We start from the raw sequence: 15,676 nt of genomic DNA on the forward strand, positions 1-15,676 counted from the left end.
ACCTCCATAAACGCATTACGTTTATGACTATTATATTGTGAGGTGGTTTTGGGGTGTAAGTGATTGATTTAACGAGCGTGTTGCTTTTTTGGATATATTTGGTTGTTGGTGGTGGGGTTTCATGGTGGTTGTTTTTCCGGTTAAATGTGATTGGATTTGGGTTGGGATTAACCGCAATTGTTTGGTTATTGTAATGTGTTGTTCAAATATAATATTAGTTGAGCGACTTGGTGCTATTTTTTTTTATTTTGTTGACTTTGGACATAACTTCGTTGGCCTGAGTCCCATGACGCAGGGGGTGTTTTGGTAAGGAGACTATGTTTCAGACGAACAAACAATTATTTACTAAGTGCCTTTTTTTTGTGGCAGTTATCGCATATGCTTCGTGCGATTTGCAATAGTTTTGCGGGTAGTGTTGAACTAGGGCGGACTGTGATTTCTGTTCGCTTTGAAGCTTGTTTGGACTCCCGGACGACCGGACGGGCTTTTCATGTTGAGCAGGGCGCCACCTGAAAAGTGGGTGTATCGTTCAGAGGCTTTGATGCTTTCATATCCTGGTAGCGGCATTTCTTGCCTGTAAACTATGTCTTTATTGCCTTCTGGTGATTGGGTGGTGAAGCTGTGGCGAAGCATTTGTTTGTGTCCTCGGCGTTGTATGCCTGCTGCTTTTGCCATGTTTTTAAAGATGGCTGACATATTGGTTATACTGCATTTCATGCCGGGCCTGTGGCCTTCAAAAAGAAATGTCTTTGGCTTATGAACGGCCAGGTAGGTCCTAAGCAAATCGTTCAGATGTTGTGAAAACAAGGAATAGCGGTTGCGCTTGCCCTCCGTGGCTTTTAAAAATAGTCGGTTGCGTTTAAAGTCAATGTCGACCAGTCGCAGATTTTGAATTTCCTGTTGGCGCAGACTGCTTATACATCTCAACTCTAAGAGCAATTTGTGCTTGAGGTAGTCGGTGGTGCCAAGCATGGCGGCCATCTCGGATTCAGAGAAATACTCGGACACATGCAAGTCATTGCGGGGACGCACCAATATTTGGGGTGAGACGGGAAGCTTGTGTACCTTGTCAAAAAAGAATTTGAAGCTGCTGATCATGGTATTCAGATGGGCAGAGGAATTCTTGCGGTGCAAGGCGATATAGGTCCGGATGTCGCCATCAGTGATAAAGACCGGATGTTTATAATTGAAATGCTTCAAAAACTTCATGAAGGCATTCAGGTACATGGCCCGGGTTCTGACGCTATAATCGGTCCGTTTGAGTATCTGTTGATATTGTTTTCGGTAGATATCTGCCAGCCTGTAATGTGACAATACCCGAAAAACTTTTCTTTTTAAGGTGCTCAAGCTATGCGCTTGCCCTTTATTCTCAATTAAGTAGGTATTCAGGCGATATTGGTTATTACATTCAGATACCAATTCCTGGAAATATTGTTTGGCTCGCTCATCATTGCCGGGTAAGCGGAATTGGTGTTCAAAGATACCATCGACTTCTTTTGGTAGTCTGCAAATATCCCTTAGCTTAAAATTGGCATGGTAAACCAGGAATAGAAGCAACTTGTCGCCAGGCGAGTCGATGCCATTTAGTAGTTCTTTTAGGTCGTAAAATGGCAGATAGAGCGTGAACAGCGAGGCCCTTTTATCCTTGGCAAGGGGGAAGAACATTTTGTCGCCTCCCCGGGTGCGCTCATAATAAAACTTTATGGCTGAAATGGTTTGCTTAAGCTTTGTGGGGTGCATTAGCAGTGCTTGTTCTTTCACAAAGATCAAAAGTTCACCGTAACAGAGTTTGTTAATATCTGAACCGGTGTGGTGCGATAGAAATCTTTTAAAACCTTGTAGGTAAATTTTACGGGTAACCGGACTCAGACGCTTCAGAATCATTGATTCCGTGAAGGCTTCGAAAATTGGGCGCTGATGTGAGAAGTCTAAATCATGGTCCTTAATACCAGCACCGATCCCAATAGCTACACGCTCTTTATTGGGATGAATTACGGGGTATGTACTCAATAGGGCCATGTAAAACAGGGTTGCGGTTTACAAAATTGTCAAGGAATTAATGGGAACCAAAGTATATAAAAAAACGAATAATTCAAAATGGTTGAAAACACAAAATTAATCGGTTAGGCGGAGGGGTGGGGGGAGTTATCAACAAACTTTCAACAGATGTTAAAAAAAAGGTGGTGCACATCGGACTAAAATTAATTATATTTGCAAATATGTCAACCATGATCGAAAAACATATTGCTCATTTGTTACACTATCACGACTGCGTGATTGTGCCTGGTCTGGGAGGTTTTGTCGCCAACTATAAATCGGCCATGATTCATCCGGAGCAGAATTTATTTGTACCCCCGCTAAAGGAGATTGGATTCAATCGTAGTCTTTTGCATCAGGATGGATTGCTGGCCAACCATGTGGCCATTGAGCAATCCGTGAGTTATGCGGAGGCCTCCGACATTCTTGCTGCTTTTGTTAATGATGTCAGAAGCCGCATTGCTGCTGGTGAAACAGTGCCCATGGGGGAAGTGGGGTCTCTGAGAGGCGATGCCATAGGGAATATTTTGTATGCCCCGAATGAAAATGCTTCGTTTTTGCCGGATGCTCTGGGCTTAAGCACCTTTAGGTTTGAGCCACTGGACTATAAGCATGTGGCCAAAATTGAGCAAAAAATGCATGTGCACGCATCATGCAAAATCGCTCCCCACGTTACTGGACAGCGGTAGCTGCCATGATTGCGGGACTCTTCTTTTTCTCAACATTTGAGCTCAAAATGCCTGAGGTCAGTGAGGCTGGTTTTTCGTCCATGCTCAATGCAGCAACGGAACAAGGTGTTACTGAGGTGGTCGAAAGTGAAGCATTGATGGTGGAGGCGGATCTAAAGGAAGAAAGCGTTTTGCCCGTAGCCGAGGAGCCTGCAACTGTCAAAAGGCACCACCTTATCGCTGCCAGTTTTAAACAATCGAGACCTGCCAATCAGTCCCTTAGCAACTTTGTCCAGGAAGGATTTGCACAAGCCCATGTTCTGGCGGATGGGTCCGGACGGTTCCGGATTGCCCTGGAGTCGTTTGAAAATCGCCAGGCGGCCATTGATGCGATGAAAAAATACCGTCAGCAAGCCCGGTTTGCCTCCGTTTGGGTACACACCAGTAAATAAGATTTTCTGTTAGTATATTAGAAAGGTCACTTCTCGTCAGCGGGAAGTGACTTTTGTTTTTTGTAATGGTTATAAATAGGTCTGCTAATGCTTCATCGCATTGGATGATCGGTGCTATTTGCTTATTTTGCTGGTAAGTAAAAACAAACAAGATACTTATGCGACCATCCATTCTGCCTAAACTGCTTCCCTTATTCCTCTTGATCCTTATGGCCACAGGGTTCATTACCTGTCAGCAACTCCATAAAAAGGCCTCTGTTGGTCTGGATGAATGGAAAGCCATAGGTTTAGATCCTGAAGTCATCTCGGCCGAGGATTTTTTCCTCGGGATTGCTCCGAAGGGTTTTGAAGAGGTGGCCGGAACTACCTATAAGCCTTCCTTCAATGAGGAACCTGCCATACCTGCCCAGTGTTGGATTGAAACGGGTTATGGCACGCAGAATGCTTGCAAGTATTGCCATACCGATTATTTGGCTTCCATTGGTCATGGAAATAACTATCCCATTGCCGAAGATCAGATCGTTTATAGTTTTCCCACGCCGGCTCTGAACCGCATATTGTGGGACAATGTGATTCATCCGCACAAAATTACAGAGCGTCTGGAGCAGGATGGCATTGAACTTCCGGATAGGGAGGATGTGGATTATGTGCGGAAGGATAACTGGAAGTCGGCCTTTGACAAAGGCCGGGGCAATGGGGATACAGAATGGCTAAGCACGGCGGCACCGGACAGCCGGTTTGCCTTGATGCCCGCTCTTGATCCCCATCATTTATTTCCCTATGTGGAAGGCAATCCGACATCGGGCGGTCAGCATGGCTATGTGGATGAGGCTGGCTATGTGCGGGATGAATCAGGCGGATATACGGGCTGGCGGTCGATCAACTTTTTTCCCTATGCCATATTTACGCCGCTCACAGGAAGTGTAAGTGGAATTTATGTTCGTCTCCCGGCATCGTTTCAACAGTTGAACGGGGTGTTCGACTACGATACCTATCAGCCAACTGGCAGTTATTGGCTGATCAGATCAGAAATAAATTTTACGAAAGAAGTCACTATTACGGCGATGCAGCGGCCATTGAAGTGCAAGCGGGCTTTTATCCGGTGGGCACCGAGTTTGCCCATCCCTTGCATTATGTGGATTTGCTGGCCGATGGTGAGCATGGCACTCAACTGGATGGCGTGATGGGTGATGGCGGCCTGACTTATGAGTTTCCGGGAACCCGATCCAAACGCGTTAAGGAAATCAGGTATATGTATAAGTGGAAGGAAGTGGGGTTGGCGGACATCGCGATGGATGAAGAAGAGGGGGAAGAGGAATTTGAGTGGTTTATTGGTAAAGAGGGGCAAGGATGGGTCGATAATGGCATGGGCTGGATTCTGGCCGCCTTTATTGAGAACCGCCATGGCGAGCTTCGGCCCCAGACCACTGAGGAGCTGACCCAATGCATTGGCTGTCACTCCAAAGTCGGCAACACCATTGATGCCGTTTGGTCCTTTCAACGCCAATTACCCGGTGATGAAGGGTGGGGAGAAATGAATTATGGCCAGTATGCGAGCACCACTCCGGAAATCACCCGGTTGAAAGATTATTATGCCGCGGATGGAAAAATGGGTGAGCTGGCCGGGTTTTATCATTCGGTAGTGGGGGGTGATTTGTATGGTGTGATGCCCGATGAGATTCGCGATGAGCTGGCAGTCTATGCCCAGATGAAGGGGGAGACACTGAACCTTTCTTTTTCTTCGGAAGAAATGCTCAATGACGATGTTTTAAAAGATATGTCGCTGGAAGAGCGTAAACCCAGATTGCTGGAGCGTCAAAAATTAATGCGCCGTTTTGCGGACGATCTGGCCTATCTGGATTATCATGAAGCGGACGACCAGTATTACATAAAGGGGAGGCTGTTCTACCCAACCTACACCACCATGCAATCGAATATTCAGGCCTACCGAAAGGTGGTGCTGGATCAGAGTTTTAATCTGGGCAAAGATGTTTTTGGTTCAGAAGCCGGGCATGTGCCTTTTACCTTCCGGTCGGACGGCTCAGTATTGGATGAACACCGCAACCGCATCCCTGCGGGAGAAGTCATTTACAGTCGACCCTACAACTCGGAAGGGGTAGGTACTACCCCCACCGGCATCATTCAGGGAGAAACCCTTAATAAGGCCGGGGCTGTGGTCAGCCCCGACGCACCTGATGCCTATTCCACCACCGGCACCCTCGATTGGATGTATAATCCGATCCTGAGTGACCAACCTGTAAGGAAAGGTCGTTAGGTTTTTAGGTCGTTAGATCATTAGGTGTTAGCAAGTTTCTAACTATAAGTTAATTACCTGCATAAACAGCGAAATCATAACTATTTGTAAAACAGGTAAAAAAGGATTGAGGACCTATTGATCTTTTACAGCGCTGCGTTATTTGATCTCTGAGCCGTTTTTCACGGGACTGGCGGGACTAACGAAGACCAGTTTTCCGTCGGCATCTTCCGCCATGAGGATCATGCCCTGCGATTCTATGCCTTTGATTTTTCGGGGGGCCAGGTTGACCATGATGGATACCTGGCGACCAATAAGGTCTTCGGGCTGAAAGAATTCGGCAATGCCTGATACCACGGTTCGCTGGTCCATACCGGTGTCAATTTTCAGTTGAAGCAGCTTTTTCGTTTTGGCGACCTTCTCGGCTTCCAGGATGGTTCCGGTGCGGATGTCCATCTTCGTGAACTCGTCAAAGGTGATATTCTCTTTGGCAGGTGTGGCCGTTTTGGCAGCTGCCTGGTTGTCCTTCTTCGATTGTTGCAGTTTATCGAGCTGCTCCTGAATTTCTGCGTCTTCAATTTTCTGGAAAAGCAGCGAAGCCTCATGGATGGTATGTCCGGGTTTCAATACCTCTTTTTGACCGCATTGCTGCCAGTCGACCTGTCCCATATTCAGCATGGTTCTGAGTTTTTGCGCTGAGAAGGGCAAAAACGGTTCCATCAGAATGGCCAGATTGGCGGTGATTTGCAAGGAAATGTACATGATGGTCTTCACCCGCTCCGCATCGGTCTTGATCAACTTCCACGGCTCCGTGTCGGCCAGATACTTATTGCCCAAACGGGCCAGGTTCATGGCTTCTTTAATGGCCTCCCTGAATTTGAAGTTTTTCAGCGCCTCTTCGGTTTTATCCACAAAGGTCCCGATGCTGTTCAGAGTCTCGGTATCAAAGGTGTCGAATGGCCCGGGTGTGGGCACAACACCCTCGTAATATTTTTGGGTGAGTACCAGACTGCGGTTGACAAAGTTGCCGAGTATGGCTACCAATTCGTTGTTGTTACGGGCCTGAAAATCTTTCCAGGTGAAATCATTGTCCTTGGTCTCCGGCGCATTGGCTGTTAATACGTAGCGCAGGACATCCTGCTTGTCCTTAAACTCAGTCAGGTACTCGTGCAACCATACCGCCCAGTTTCTGGAGGTAGATATTTTGTCGCCTTCCAGATTCAGAAACTCATTGGCGGGCACATTGTCGGGCAGGTTATACGACCCTTCCGCCTTCAGCATCGAAGGGAAAACGATGCAATGAAAAACGATGTTGTCCTTACCAATGAAGTGGAGCAGACGGGTTTCGGGATCTTTCCAATATTTTTCCCAATCCGGCGTGAGTTCGCGGGTGGCCGAAATGTAGCCAATGGGGGCATCGAACCAAACATAAAGGACCTTGCCTTCAGCGCCTTCCACCGGTACCGGTACGCCCCAGTTGAGGTCGCGGCTCACCGCCCGGGGTTGCAGACCCAGGTCGATCCAGGATTTACACTGACCATAGACATTGCTTTTCCACTCTTTGTGGTCTTCCAATATCCATTGGCGTAAAAAGGATTCGTGCTTATCGAGGGGCAGGTACCAGTGCTTGGTAGCTTTGCGTACGGGAATACTGCCCGAAATGGTGGATTTGGGCTGGATCAGATCCGTCGCATTCAAAGAAGTGCCGCAGCTTTCACACTGGTCGCCATAGGCGCCCTCTTTGTGGCAATGGGGACAAGTGCCGGTAATGTAACGATCGGCCAAAAACTGACCGGCTTCCTCATCGTAGTATTGCTCCGATTCTTTTTCAATAAATTCGCCCTTGTCGTAAAGCGTTTTGAAAAAGCCGGAGGCGGTCTCAAAATGGGTCTCGTTGCTGGTGCGCGAATAGATATCAAAGGAAATACCAAAGTCTTCAAAAGATTTTTTGATGATGCCGTGGTATTTGTCCACAATGTCCTGAGGCGTAACGCCCTCGTTACGCGCCTTAAGGGTAATGGGTACCCCGTGTTCATCTGAGCCGCCTATGAGTAAAACATCCTCCCCCTTCAGACGAAGGTAGCGGACGTAGATGTCGGCAGGAACATAAACACCAGCCAGGTGACCAATGTGAACGGGGCCGTTGGCATAAGGAAGGGCGGTGGTAACAAGTGTGCGTTTAAAGTTTGTCATACGAAAAGAGGTAGCTATTTCTTAGGGAAAATATGGGATCCGAAATTTTTTTAATAATTTGCACAAAGATAATTAAACATTTAGAAACTGTTTGGATTTTAGATTTCGATGCGATAAAAATCCCGAGGTGTAAGTGTGACGAGCCAATTGTTGAATCAGAAAAACGCGGAAACAGGATTATGATTTACCCTGAATTTATTAAACCGGGCGCCTGGTCGGGCTGGTTGCTCCGGCCGGAAAAATTGCTCTCCGTTATGTGGAACAAGCTGAGAAGTACCTCGATGGAATTGGGATGCGCCACTTGCGTGGCAGGCATGTCGCCGGGTCGTGGCACCAGTTTGGGGGGACCGATCAGCAGCGGGCGGATGATTTGAACAGCATGCTGCTGAATCCGGAAGTGGCGGTGATTTGGTGCATGCGTGGTGGTTACGGGGCGGTTCGCTTGCTGGACAGGGTGCGTTTTGACTTGTTGTTGACGTCCCCCAAATGGTTGGTGGGCTTCAGTGATATCACCGTTTTTCATGCCTTGTGGCAAAAAAAGCTCGGTCTGGCTTCCATGCACGGACCCATGCCAAAAAATCTGGAGGACGGACTGGCTGCCGATACGGGAATGGATCATTTGTGGCATTTTCTTCAGGGGGAGTGGCCGGTTTATCCGCTTAAACCCCATTCATTGAATCGCGGGGGACAGGGCACCGGTCGCCTGACGGGTGGCAATGTCACCATTTTGTCTATGCTCAAAGGGGCCGACATTGATTTTGACCCTAAGGGAAAAATTCTTTTCATCGAAGAGGTGGGCGAACACCTCTATCATCTCGACCGGATGATGTATGGCTTGAAAGTAGCCGGAAAGCTGAAGGGGTTGGCTGGTTTGGTGGTGGGACAAATGACGGATATGCAGGACAATAAGACGGCCTTTGGTGCCACGGCATATCAAATCATTTCGCAAGCAGTAGCGGAATACGACTATCCGGTTTTATTTGATTTTCCCTCCGGTCATGATAAATGCAACTGGCCGCTTTTGATGGGGCATAAAGTCCGGTTGGAGGTGATGAAGGATAAGGTGGCGTTTACTTACGTCCGAAAATAATAGAATAACCCTTACCAATGGCAGAACACAATGACTTGGGAAAGTTGGGGGAACAAAAGGCTGCCGACTTTCTTGAAGAAAAAGGATACCAAATAGTGGACCGGAACTGGCATTTTCATCACAAGGAAGTGGATATCATTGCTTTTGACGGGGAGGTGTTGGTGTTTGTGGAGGTGCGGACACGCAGCTCCAGTGAATGGCTTCACCCGCGGGAAAGTATCTTTCCCATGAAGGTGCGATATCTGGTTTTGGCAGCTGATGCCTATGTGCGGTATAGAAAGATGGATAACCGGATTCGTTTTGACATCATTACCTGTCTGCCGGTCAATAACGGGAAATGGGAGATTGAACACATTGAAAAAGCTTTTACGGCCCAGGTGGAGTAGGGTTTTAACAAAAAAAACAACACGAATGAACATTGAAGAATTGCGGACCTATTGTCTTTCCTTACCGCACGCGACGGAAGATATGCCTTTTGGTGAGGACACACTCGTTTTTAAAGTGGGGGGTAAGATTTTTTTGCTGACCGGTTTGAGCGGCGCTTTCTCCATCAATCTGAAGTGTGATCCGGAATACGCAATGGAGCTTCGGGAGGCACATGCCGCTGTGCGTCCCGGCTACCACATGAATAAGAAGCATTGGAATACGGTGGATGTGGATGGCTCTTTAACGGATCAATTTTTATGCGGACTGATCGACCATTCGTATCAGCAGGTGATAAAAACCCTGACCAAAAAGGTCAGGGCAGAATTGTTCGGCTAGGTGATGGGTGAATGCCTATTGTTGGACGGCTCTGAAAGAGTTGGTGGCTTCTGCCAGTTGTTGCGATAACTCACGCAACTCCGATGAGGCCTGATTGATTTCATCGGCATTGGAGGCATTTCTTTGCGTCACCTGATTGAGTTCCTGCAGGGCCAGATTGATTTGTTGCACCCCGGTTACCTGTTCAATGGAGGCGGCTGAAATTTCACGGATTAAGTTGGCTGTTTTTTCAATTTCTGGTGTCAGACTGTCCAGTAAATCGGTCGACAGTTTGGACGCATCGTTGGTAACGGTGGAGGCTTTGGTAATTTCCTGGGCGGCGGCCTGACTGCGTTCGGCCAGTTTGCGGACTTCAGCGGCTACTACGGCGAAACCCCGACCTTCCTGTCCCGCTCTGGCAGCTTCAACAGCGGCATTAAGGGCCAGGATATTGGTCTGGAAGGCAATGTCCTTAATGACCAGTATTTTGTTGGTTATTTCTTCCAAATGGTGATTGGCCTCTTTGCTGCGTTCGTTGCTTTCTTTCATTTGACTGGCAGCACTGGCAGAAATGCCCTCTGTTTCTTTGGCGTTTTCTGTGTTTTGTTCGATGACGGCGTGCATTTCTTCCATGGAGGAGGATACTTCTTCGGCCGATGAGGCCTGTTGATTGGCCCCTTCAGCCAAGTCCATGGCCTTGTGACTCAGTTTCTCACTGGAGGAAGAAATGGCGGAAGAGGTGGTAATGATCTGACCGATTAATTTGTTCAGATTTCTGGTCATGTTGTTAAGTGCAATGGCCAAGCGGCCAATTTCATCTTTTCGGTCCTCCTTCATTTCAACAGTGAGATCTCCCGCCGCTACCCTTTCGGCCATTTCTATGCCGCGGATAATGGGCTTGCTGATGGAACTCGATAGCAGAAATATGAAAACAATGCCCAGAATCAAGGTCAGGGCCAGGGTAGCTGATTGAATATTTCTTTGCTGCCTGGTAATCTCGTCACTCACATTTCCGGTAAGGATGATCTGGTCAAGACCGATATCCGCAGAAGCCCTCACTTCCCACAAAATATTTTTGGCCGCCTCATAGGTTTTCAGCTCCGCTATGCGCAGTGTCCGGTACGCTTCAATGAGTCCGCCAGCCAGTTGAAGCGATTGGTTCATATCCTCTCTAAAGGCGGTGGTTCCGCCGGTTCTCTGAACACTGTTCTGCAGCGCTTCCACCACCTCGTTTAAAGCCTGCATGCTTATACCATCCCGATTATAGATGGATTGGCTGATGCCGAGCGACAGATGGTTGAGTGGCGCCCTAATGGTCGCCGGATAGCTTCCGGGGGCAGCGTTGATGTCTTCCACCAAATCGAAATACGCCAGCTGTTGGTTGTTGAAAGCCTCAAATTCCTGCATATAGTCGGCTCTTGTTTCTCTGTATTGAGCGGCATACGTTCTTAGCAGCTTAATATAAACACCCTTGCCTTCGAGTTCTGCTTCGCGTTCAGCCGTGAGTTCACTCAACTCAGCAATGGCATTGCTTAAACGGGTAAAGGCGATGTCATGTTGGGCACTATAAAAATCGTCACCGGTAAATTGGTGCGATCGCATAAATTCACTGGCCTCCTGCCAATATCGCATCAGTTGGTTGGTGGCATTGGCGGATGGTATATGGACATTTACCATTTGCCGTGTTTTGGAGGAAATCTGGTACAGGTTAAAAAGGAGTAACAGTCCGGTCACCATAGAAATGGCAATGATGATACTGAAACTTAAGCCTATTTTTTTGCGGACCGTTAAATCCTTCCAGTTGGTCATATTTGGCATAATCAAAATGTTTAAGAAGCTTAAAATTACTATAATTTATGTAATTTTGTACGGACAAAGTAAACGATATGTTTTAATTTTTGGACATACACACCTGGTTTATTTCTTTGTTGAAAGGTCTAAAGTGTTAGTTATTTGAAATTTAAACTTTAAATTATGAGTCAAGCGATGAAGTTTTTTCTGGGGATTTTTGTTTTGCTGAGTTTCTTTTCGTGCAGTAAACAGGAATCTTACACGGTGGGTTACCTGAACCCGTCGGCCGACAGGTATCGGTTTGTCAGTGAAGGTAATTACATGGCTGAGAAACTTCGGGAGATGGGACATGAAGTGATTATTAAGTCGGGCGAGGACGATGGTGCCATTCAATTGTCGCAGGGCTATGAGCTGTTGGATATGGGGGTAGATGCCCTGGTTATTGCTCCTGTCAATGGCAACACCATTGCGCCTTTGGTGCGCGAGGCCCAAAGCAGGGGAGTAAAGGTGATAGCCTATAACCGTTTGATTAACAATGCGGATTTTGATTTATACGTGACAGGGGATAACAGGGACAATGCCCGGCTGTTTTGTGAAACCGCGCTGGAACACAAGCCATCCGGTAACTATGTGGTGTTTGCCGGAGATCGGTTCGACCGGAACGGGATGGAGCTTAAACAGCACATCGATTCATTGCTCAAACCGCACATTGCCTCAGGGAATGTTAACTTGCTGTATGAAACGCATATGGAGGGTTGGAACCGCGAAAGGGCTGCCTTTGAGATGCAACAGGTGATAGATGCGTATGGTACCGACATTGATGTCGTAATAGCCTGCAACGATCCTATGGGGATGGGCGCACTGGAAGTTCTTAAACAATACGATGCGCACCACGGGGTGATTATTACTGGTCAGGATGCCTTGCAGGAAGCGGTACAGAGCATTTATCAGGGGGAGATGTTCATGACCATCTATCATCCGCACCAGATTTTAGGTGTAAAGACAGCGGAGCTGGTCGATGCCCTTTTAAAAGGCGAGCGGCCTTCCGGTCTGACGGCCGTTACTACTTTCAACGGGGCCGCCAATATTGCGACCGTTAATATTCCTTCGGTAAAGGTCACCAAAGAGAACATCGAGGAGGTATTGATACAATCCGGTGAATATGCCTGGACGGATATTCGCTAAGGTGAAGGTCACGACATTTGCCGGACTTAAAAAAAAGGAATTTCTGAGATTTCAGTTAAATCCCTATATTTGCCTTTTCGAATGACATCTTTAACTATTCAAACAGATTGATTGTTCCTTTTTGTTTGTCCCAATTTTGAATTTTTTAGTCATGGTTTATCATCACCCTAAATTACTTGTAGCTGTTGATTGTGTCATATTTGGTTATGAGGATGGGGAACTGAAGTTGTTGTTACGTCCCCGGGAAATTGAACCGGCCCTTGGTAAGTGGTCGCTCATGGGAGGTTTTGTAGGGTTGGAAGAGTCGGTGGAAGACGCTGCCATGCGGGTGTTGTATTCAACCACAGGGTTAAAGGATATTTATCTGGAACAGGTGGCTGCTTTTTCGGCAGTTGATCGGGATCCTGGAGCCAGGGTTGTGAGCATTGCCTTTGTGGCGCTGATAAGAATAGACCAGCATGATAAAGCTTTGGTGCGTGAAAATGGAGCCCATTGGTGGCCATTGAACCAATTGCCCGAGCTTATCTTTGACCACGAGAAAATCATCAATGACGGTCTGCGTTCCCTACAGAAAAGGGCTTCTTTTGAATTAACCGGTAAAGAGCTTCTACCCGAAAAATTCACCTTGATGCAATTAAGAAGCCTTTACGAGGTCATTTACCAAAGGCCGTTTGATCCGGGTAATTTTCGAAAGAAAGTATTGTCTCTGAATGTGTTGGAACGTTTAAATATCAAGAATACCACCGAGTCGAAAAAGGGCGCTTTTTATTATCGTTTTAAAGAAAGTGAGGATAACTCTAACGGTGACCGCATTTTCAAAATTAATTAAGGGCTTGTGGCGAAAAGGTCTCCATTAGAATGGTCGATAAAATCAGACTAAAGAGGGAAGCATTATGAAAAAACAGAAAGTTTTATTTGTTTGTCTGGGTAATATCTGCCGGTCACCTAGCGCTGAAGCGGTGATGAAAGGGATCATCGACAAAAATGGTTCCGGACACCTTTTCGAAATTGATTCGGCAGGCGTTATCGCTGCCCATGAGGGGGAACCTGCTGATGCCCGAATGAAAAGGCATGCCATCAAACGGGGGTATCAACTGACAAGCATCAGTCGCCCTGTTGTACCCTCGGTTGATTTTGATTATTTCGATTGGGTGGTGGCCATGGACGATCAGAATGTCCGTGATTTGACGGGAATGGCACCGGATGAGGCAGCGCGTCATAAGATTGTTAAAATGACCGACTATGCCCGTCATATGGGCTATGATGAGGTGCCCGACCCTTACTACGGCGGTGATGCCGGTTTTGAGCTGGTGCTGGATCTGTTGGAAGATGCCTGCCAGGGGCTTTATGATCACGTCAGCCGGAAATAGGCGGGGTGTTTTTGCCGGAACAGCTTACTTTCCTTTGTTCTTTACATAAACCTGTTTGGCATTTGATTTGCCGGAAATGCGTTCATCCACCTCAAAATTCTTCTTAAGTGATTTTAATAAGGGTGTCAATCTGGTGAACCCATAGTTTCTGGGGTCAAAATCGGGGCGCTTTTTATTCAGCATCTGGCCAATCTCGCCTAAAAATGCCCATCCATCATCATCGGCCAAATCGTTGACACTCGATTTAATGAGTTTTAGAAGTTTGTTGTCAATCACTTGTACCGGGGTGCTTGGCTTATCCTTCGTTGTTTTGCCAGGTTCCTTTTCATCCTGTAATCTTAAAATCTCCAGGTAGATGAATTTGTCGCAGGCCACAATGAAGGGAGAGGGGGTTTTCCTTTCACCAATACCAATGACCTTCATGCCTGACTCCCTGAGTCTGGTTGCCAGTCGCGTAAAGTCACTGTCGCTTGAAACCAGACAAAAGCCATCCACTTTGCCGGAATACAGGATGTCCATGGCATCAATAATCATGGCCGAATCGGTGGCATTTTTGCCGGTGGTATACCCGTATTGCTGAATGGGATGGATGGCATTTTCCAGAAGAACGCCTTTCCAGCCCCCTAGCTGTGGCTTGGTCCAGTCGCCATAAATTCTTTTGAAAGTAGGTACGCCAAATTTCGCGATTTCTTCCATCATTTCTTTGATGTTGGCATACGGTATGTTGTCTCCGTCGATGAGGACGGCTAAGCGCAATTCTTCATTTGTTTTCATGTTGTTCCCGTTGGTTCGTCAAGTGACTTCTGTAAAATTACTGAATTATTTGGTGGTTGTCATATAAGCGAAACGAAAGGTGTAGTTTAGAACTGGTCTAAATTGCAGAAGTTTTAATAGTGTATGTTTTACACAAAGCTGCACTCTGTAGGTGTTTGCATCCGACGCAGCGATTGTTAATCTTGTTTTAGGGTTTAAAATTGTAAAAATATTAAAAAATAGTATTTGCAATTTTGCATTAATGTTATAATTTAGCACAAGTTTTAATAGTGTAAAAATTACACTAAGATTTTAAAATCTTCTCAAATGAACTCAAGCATAGAACAAAAAACACGGGTAGGTGTGTTGAACGATTATTTATCCGTCGATTGCGTCATTTTCGGATTTGATTTTAATCAGTTGAATGTGCTGCTCGTGGATCGGGTAATGGTGGATGAGTTGACGGGAAAGGAATTGTTTAACGACCTGACCTTAACCGGGAACCATATTTATGAAGACGAAGATTTGGATGAAGCTGCTGCCCGCGTGTTGTTTGACCTGACCGGGCTGCAGGATATCTACCTGGAACAGTTTAAAACCTTTGGTGCGCCTGACCGGATAAAGCGTGAAAATGACCGGGCCTGGTTGGCGGCCAACGGACGGGATCCTGACAAGCGCATCGTTACCGTGGGTTACTATTCCTTATTGGCCACGGATAAGGTGACTTTGGAATGGAAGGGCCGAAATGTTCGCTGGACACCCGTAGCCGGTGTTCGCGATCTGGCCTTTGACCACATGGATATTTTTCAGGAAGCCTTGGTGGCGTTGCGAAAAAAACTGCTGAGAGAACCCATTGGTTTTGAATTGCTGCCTGAAAAGTTTACGCTTTCGCAGTTACAACGTCTGTACGAAGTGATTCTTGGGGTAGAACTGGATAAACGAAATTTTCGGAAAAAAGTGGCCCGGATGAAATATCTGGTGCCTTTGGATGAAAAGCAAAAGGGCGTGGCCCATAAACCGGCGCGCTTATACAATTTTGATCGCGACTTGTATGAGCTGAACCGCAAAGAACTTTTGGATTTTGCCATTTAGTATCGCTTAATAGTACTTGACTATAAGTTGCCTGTAAAATTGAAATCTTA

13 protein-coding genes and 1 pseudogene are annotated in these 15,676 nt (G+C 46.7%); 10 read left to right on the plus strand and 4 right to left on the minus strand.

The annotated features are described in order from the left end of the window. Nucleotides 1–420 precede the first annotated feature (420 nt). Nucleotides 421–2,010 carry a site-specific integrase gene (locus JCM15548_RS08320; protein WP_162198196.1) on the minus strand — a complete coding sequence of 530 codons (1,590 nt, stop codon included), beginning with the start codon at nucleotides 2,008–2,010 and terminating at the stop codon, nucleotides 421–423. A gap of 218 nt (nucleotides 2,011–2,228) precedes the next feature. Here JCM15548_RS08320 and JCM15548_RS08325 point away from each other — a divergent pair, with 218 nt between their 5' ends. The 3 genes and pseudogenes from JCM15548_RS08325 (at nucleotide 2,229) to JCM15548_RS26685 (ending at nucleotide 5,432) form a co-directional block, all read left to right on the plus strand. Beyond that, complete coding sequence (locus tag JCM15548_RS08325) at nucleotides 2,229–2,726, plus strand: HU domain-containing protein (protein ID WP_157482555.1); 498 nt, start codon at nucleotides 2,229–2,231, stop codon at nucleotides 2,724–2,726. Continuing rightward, the gene (locus JCM15548_RS08330) at nucleotides 2,690–3,157 is read left to right on the plus strand and encodes a hypothetical protein (protein WP_157482557.1); all 468 of its coding nucleotides are present in this window, start codon (nucleotides 2,690–2,692) and stop codon (nucleotides 3,155–3,157) included. The genes JCM15548_RS08325 and JCM15548_RS08330 overlap by 37 nt, the downstream gene beginning before the upstream one ends. 209 nt (nucleotides 3,158–3,366) lie before the next feature. After that, nucleotides 3,367–5,432: pseudogene (locus JCM15548_RS26685) on the plus strand (Aq_1262 family (lipo)protein). Nucleotides 5,433–5,570: 138 nt separating this feature from the next. On the opposite strand, the gene metG reads toward JCM15548_RS26685, so the two are convergent. Further along, a complete protein-coding gene (metG, locus tag JCM15548_RS08345; RefSeq protein ID WP_062124318.1) occupies nucleotides 5,571–7,604 on the minus strand; it encodes a methionine--tRNA ligase in 2,034 nt (677 codons plus the stop codon). A gap of 220 nt (nucleotides 7,605–7,824) precedes the next feature. Here metG and JCM15548_RS08350 point away from each other — a divergent pair, with 220 nt between their 5' ends. Genes JCM15548_RS08350 through JCM15548_RS08360 form a run of 3 tightly spaced genes read left to right on the plus strand, consistent with a single transcriptional unit; the run spans nucleotide 7,825 to nucleotide 9,456 of the window. Continuing rightward, on the plus strand, nucleotides 7,825–8,694 hold the full coding sequence (locus tag JCM15548_RS08350) for a S66 peptidase family protein (RefSeq protein ID WP_227625615.1): 870 nt from the start codon (nucleotides 7,825–7,827) through the stop codon (nucleotides 8,692–8,694). Between the two features lie 17 nt (nucleotides 8,695–8,711). Beyond that, nucleotides 8,712–9,080 (plus strand): YraN family protein, encoded by a 369-nt coding sequence (locus JCM15548_RS08355; RefSeq protein ID WP_062124329.1) that lies wholly within the window; start codon nucleotides 8,712–8,714, stop codon nucleotides 9,078–9,080. Between the two features lie 25 nt (nucleotides 9,081–9,105). After that, nucleotides 9,106–9,456, plus strand: a complete 351-nt coding sequence (locus JCM15548_RS08360; RefSeq protein WP_062124334.1) for an MmcQ/YjbR family DNA-binding protein — start codon at nucleotides 9,106–9,108, stop codon at nucleotides 9,454–9,456. A gap of 15 nt (nucleotides 9,457–9,471) precedes the next feature. Here JCM15548_RS08360 and JCM15548_RS08365 read toward each other — a convergent pair whose 3' ends face one another. Continuing rightward, nucleotides 9,472–11,253: a methyl-accepting chemotaxis protein gene (locus JCM15548_RS08365; RefSeq protein ID WP_062124335.1), complete on the minus strand. Its 1,782-nt coding sequence runs from the start codon at nucleotides 11,251–11,253 to the stop codon at nucleotides 9,472–9,474. 156 nt (nucleotides 11,254–11,409) lie between these two features. On the opposite strand from JCM15548_RS08365, the gene JCM15548_RS08370 reads away from it, so the two are divergent. The 3 genes from JCM15548_RS08370 (at nucleotide 11,410) to JCM15548_RS08380 (ending at nucleotide 13,781) form a co-directional block, all read left to right on the plus strand. Next, the gene (locus tag JCM15548_RS08370; RefSeq protein ID WP_062124336.1) at nucleotides 11,410–12,411 is read left to right on the plus strand and encodes a substrate-binding domain-containing protein; all 1,002 of its coding nucleotides are present in this window, start codon (nucleotides 11,410–11,412) and stop codon (nucleotides 12,409–12,411) included. Between the two features lie 151 nt (nucleotides 12,412–12,562). Further along, entirely contained in the window at nucleotides 12,563–13,240 is a 678-nt protein-coding gene (locus JCM15548_RS08375; protein ID WP_062124402.1) for an NUDIX hydrolase, read from the plus strand. Nucleotides 13,241–13,304: 64 nt separating this feature from the next. Continuing rightward, the gene (locus tag JCM15548_RS08380) at nucleotides 13,305–13,781 is read left to right on the plus strand and encodes a low molecular weight protein-tyrosine-phosphatase (RefSeq protein ID WP_062124338.1); all 477 of its coding nucleotides are present in this window, start codon (nucleotides 13,305–13,307) and stop codon (nucleotides 13,779–13,781) included. Between the two features lie 24 nt (nucleotides 13,782–13,805). Here JCM15548_RS08380 and JCM15548_RS08385 read toward each other — a convergent pair whose 3' ends face one another. Beyond that, on the minus strand, nucleotides 13,806–14,555 hold the full coding sequence (locus tag JCM15548_RS08385; RefSeq protein WP_062124341.1) for an NYN domain-containing protein: 750 nt from the start codon (nucleotides 14,553–14,555) through the stop codon (nucleotides 13,806–13,808). 306 nt (nucleotides 14,556–14,861) lie between these two features. Here JCM15548_RS08385 and JCM15548_RS08390 point away from each other — a divergent pair, with 306 nt between their 5' ends. Continuing rightward, nucleotides 14,862–15,626, plus strand: coding sequence for an NUDIX hydrolase (locus JCM15548_RS08390; protein WP_062124343.1), 765 nt, complete (start codon nucleotides 14,862–14,864; stop codon nucleotides 15,624–15,626). Nucleotides 15,627–15,676 lie beyond the last annotated feature (50 nt).

Source organism: Geofilum rubicundum JCM 15548 (assembly GCF_000974365.1).
In the GTDB taxonomy this organism is placed as follows: domain Bacteria; phylum Bacteroidota; class Bacteroidia; order Bacteroidales; family Marinilabiliaceae; genus Geofilum; species Geofilum rubicundum.

Coding starts and splice junctions, on each gene's coding strand:
- JCM15548_RS08325 (WP_157482555.1), top strand. CDS start 2,229: ATGATCGAAAAACATATTGCTCATTTGTTACACTATCACGACTGCGTG.
- JCM15548_RS08365 (WP_062124335.1), bottom strand. CDS start 11,253: ATGCCAAATATGACCAACTGGAAGGATTTAACGGTCCGCAAAAAAATA.
- JCM15548_RS08390 (WP_062124343.1), top strand. CDS start 14,862: ATGAACTCAAGCATAGAACAAAAAACACGGGTAGGTGTGTTGAACGAT.
- JCM15548_RS08370 (WP_062124336.1), top strand. CDS start 11,410: ATGAGTCAAGCGATGAAGTTTTTTCTGGGGATTTTTGTTTTGCTGAGT.
- JCM15548_RS08380 (WP_062124338.1), top strand. CDS start 13,305: ATGAAAAAACAGAAAGTTTTATTTGTTTGTCTGGGTAATATCTGCCGG.
- JCM15548_RS08330 (WP_157482557.1), top strand. CDS start 2,690: ATGCAAAATCGCTCCCCACGTTACTGGACAGCGGTAGCTGCCATGATT.
- JCM15548_RS08375 (WP_062124402.1), top strand. CDS start 12,563: ATGGTTTATCATCACCCTAAATTACTTGTAGCTGTTGATTGTGTCATA.
- JCM15548_RS08385 (WP_062124341.1), bottom strand. CDS start 14,555: ATGAAAACAAATGAAGAATTGCGCTTAGCCGTCCTCATCGACGGAGAC.
- JCM15548_RS08360 (WP_062124334.1), top strand. CDS start 9,106: ATGAACATTGAAGAATTGCGGACCTATTGTCTTTCCTTACCGCACGCG.
- metG (WP_062124318.1), bottom strand. CDS start 7,604: ATGACAAACTTTAAACGCACACTTGTTACCACCGCCCTTCCTTATGCC.
- JCM15548_RS08355 (WP_062124329.1), top strand. CDS start 8,712: ATGGCAGAACACAATGACTTGGGAAAGTTGGGGGAACAAAAGGCTGCC.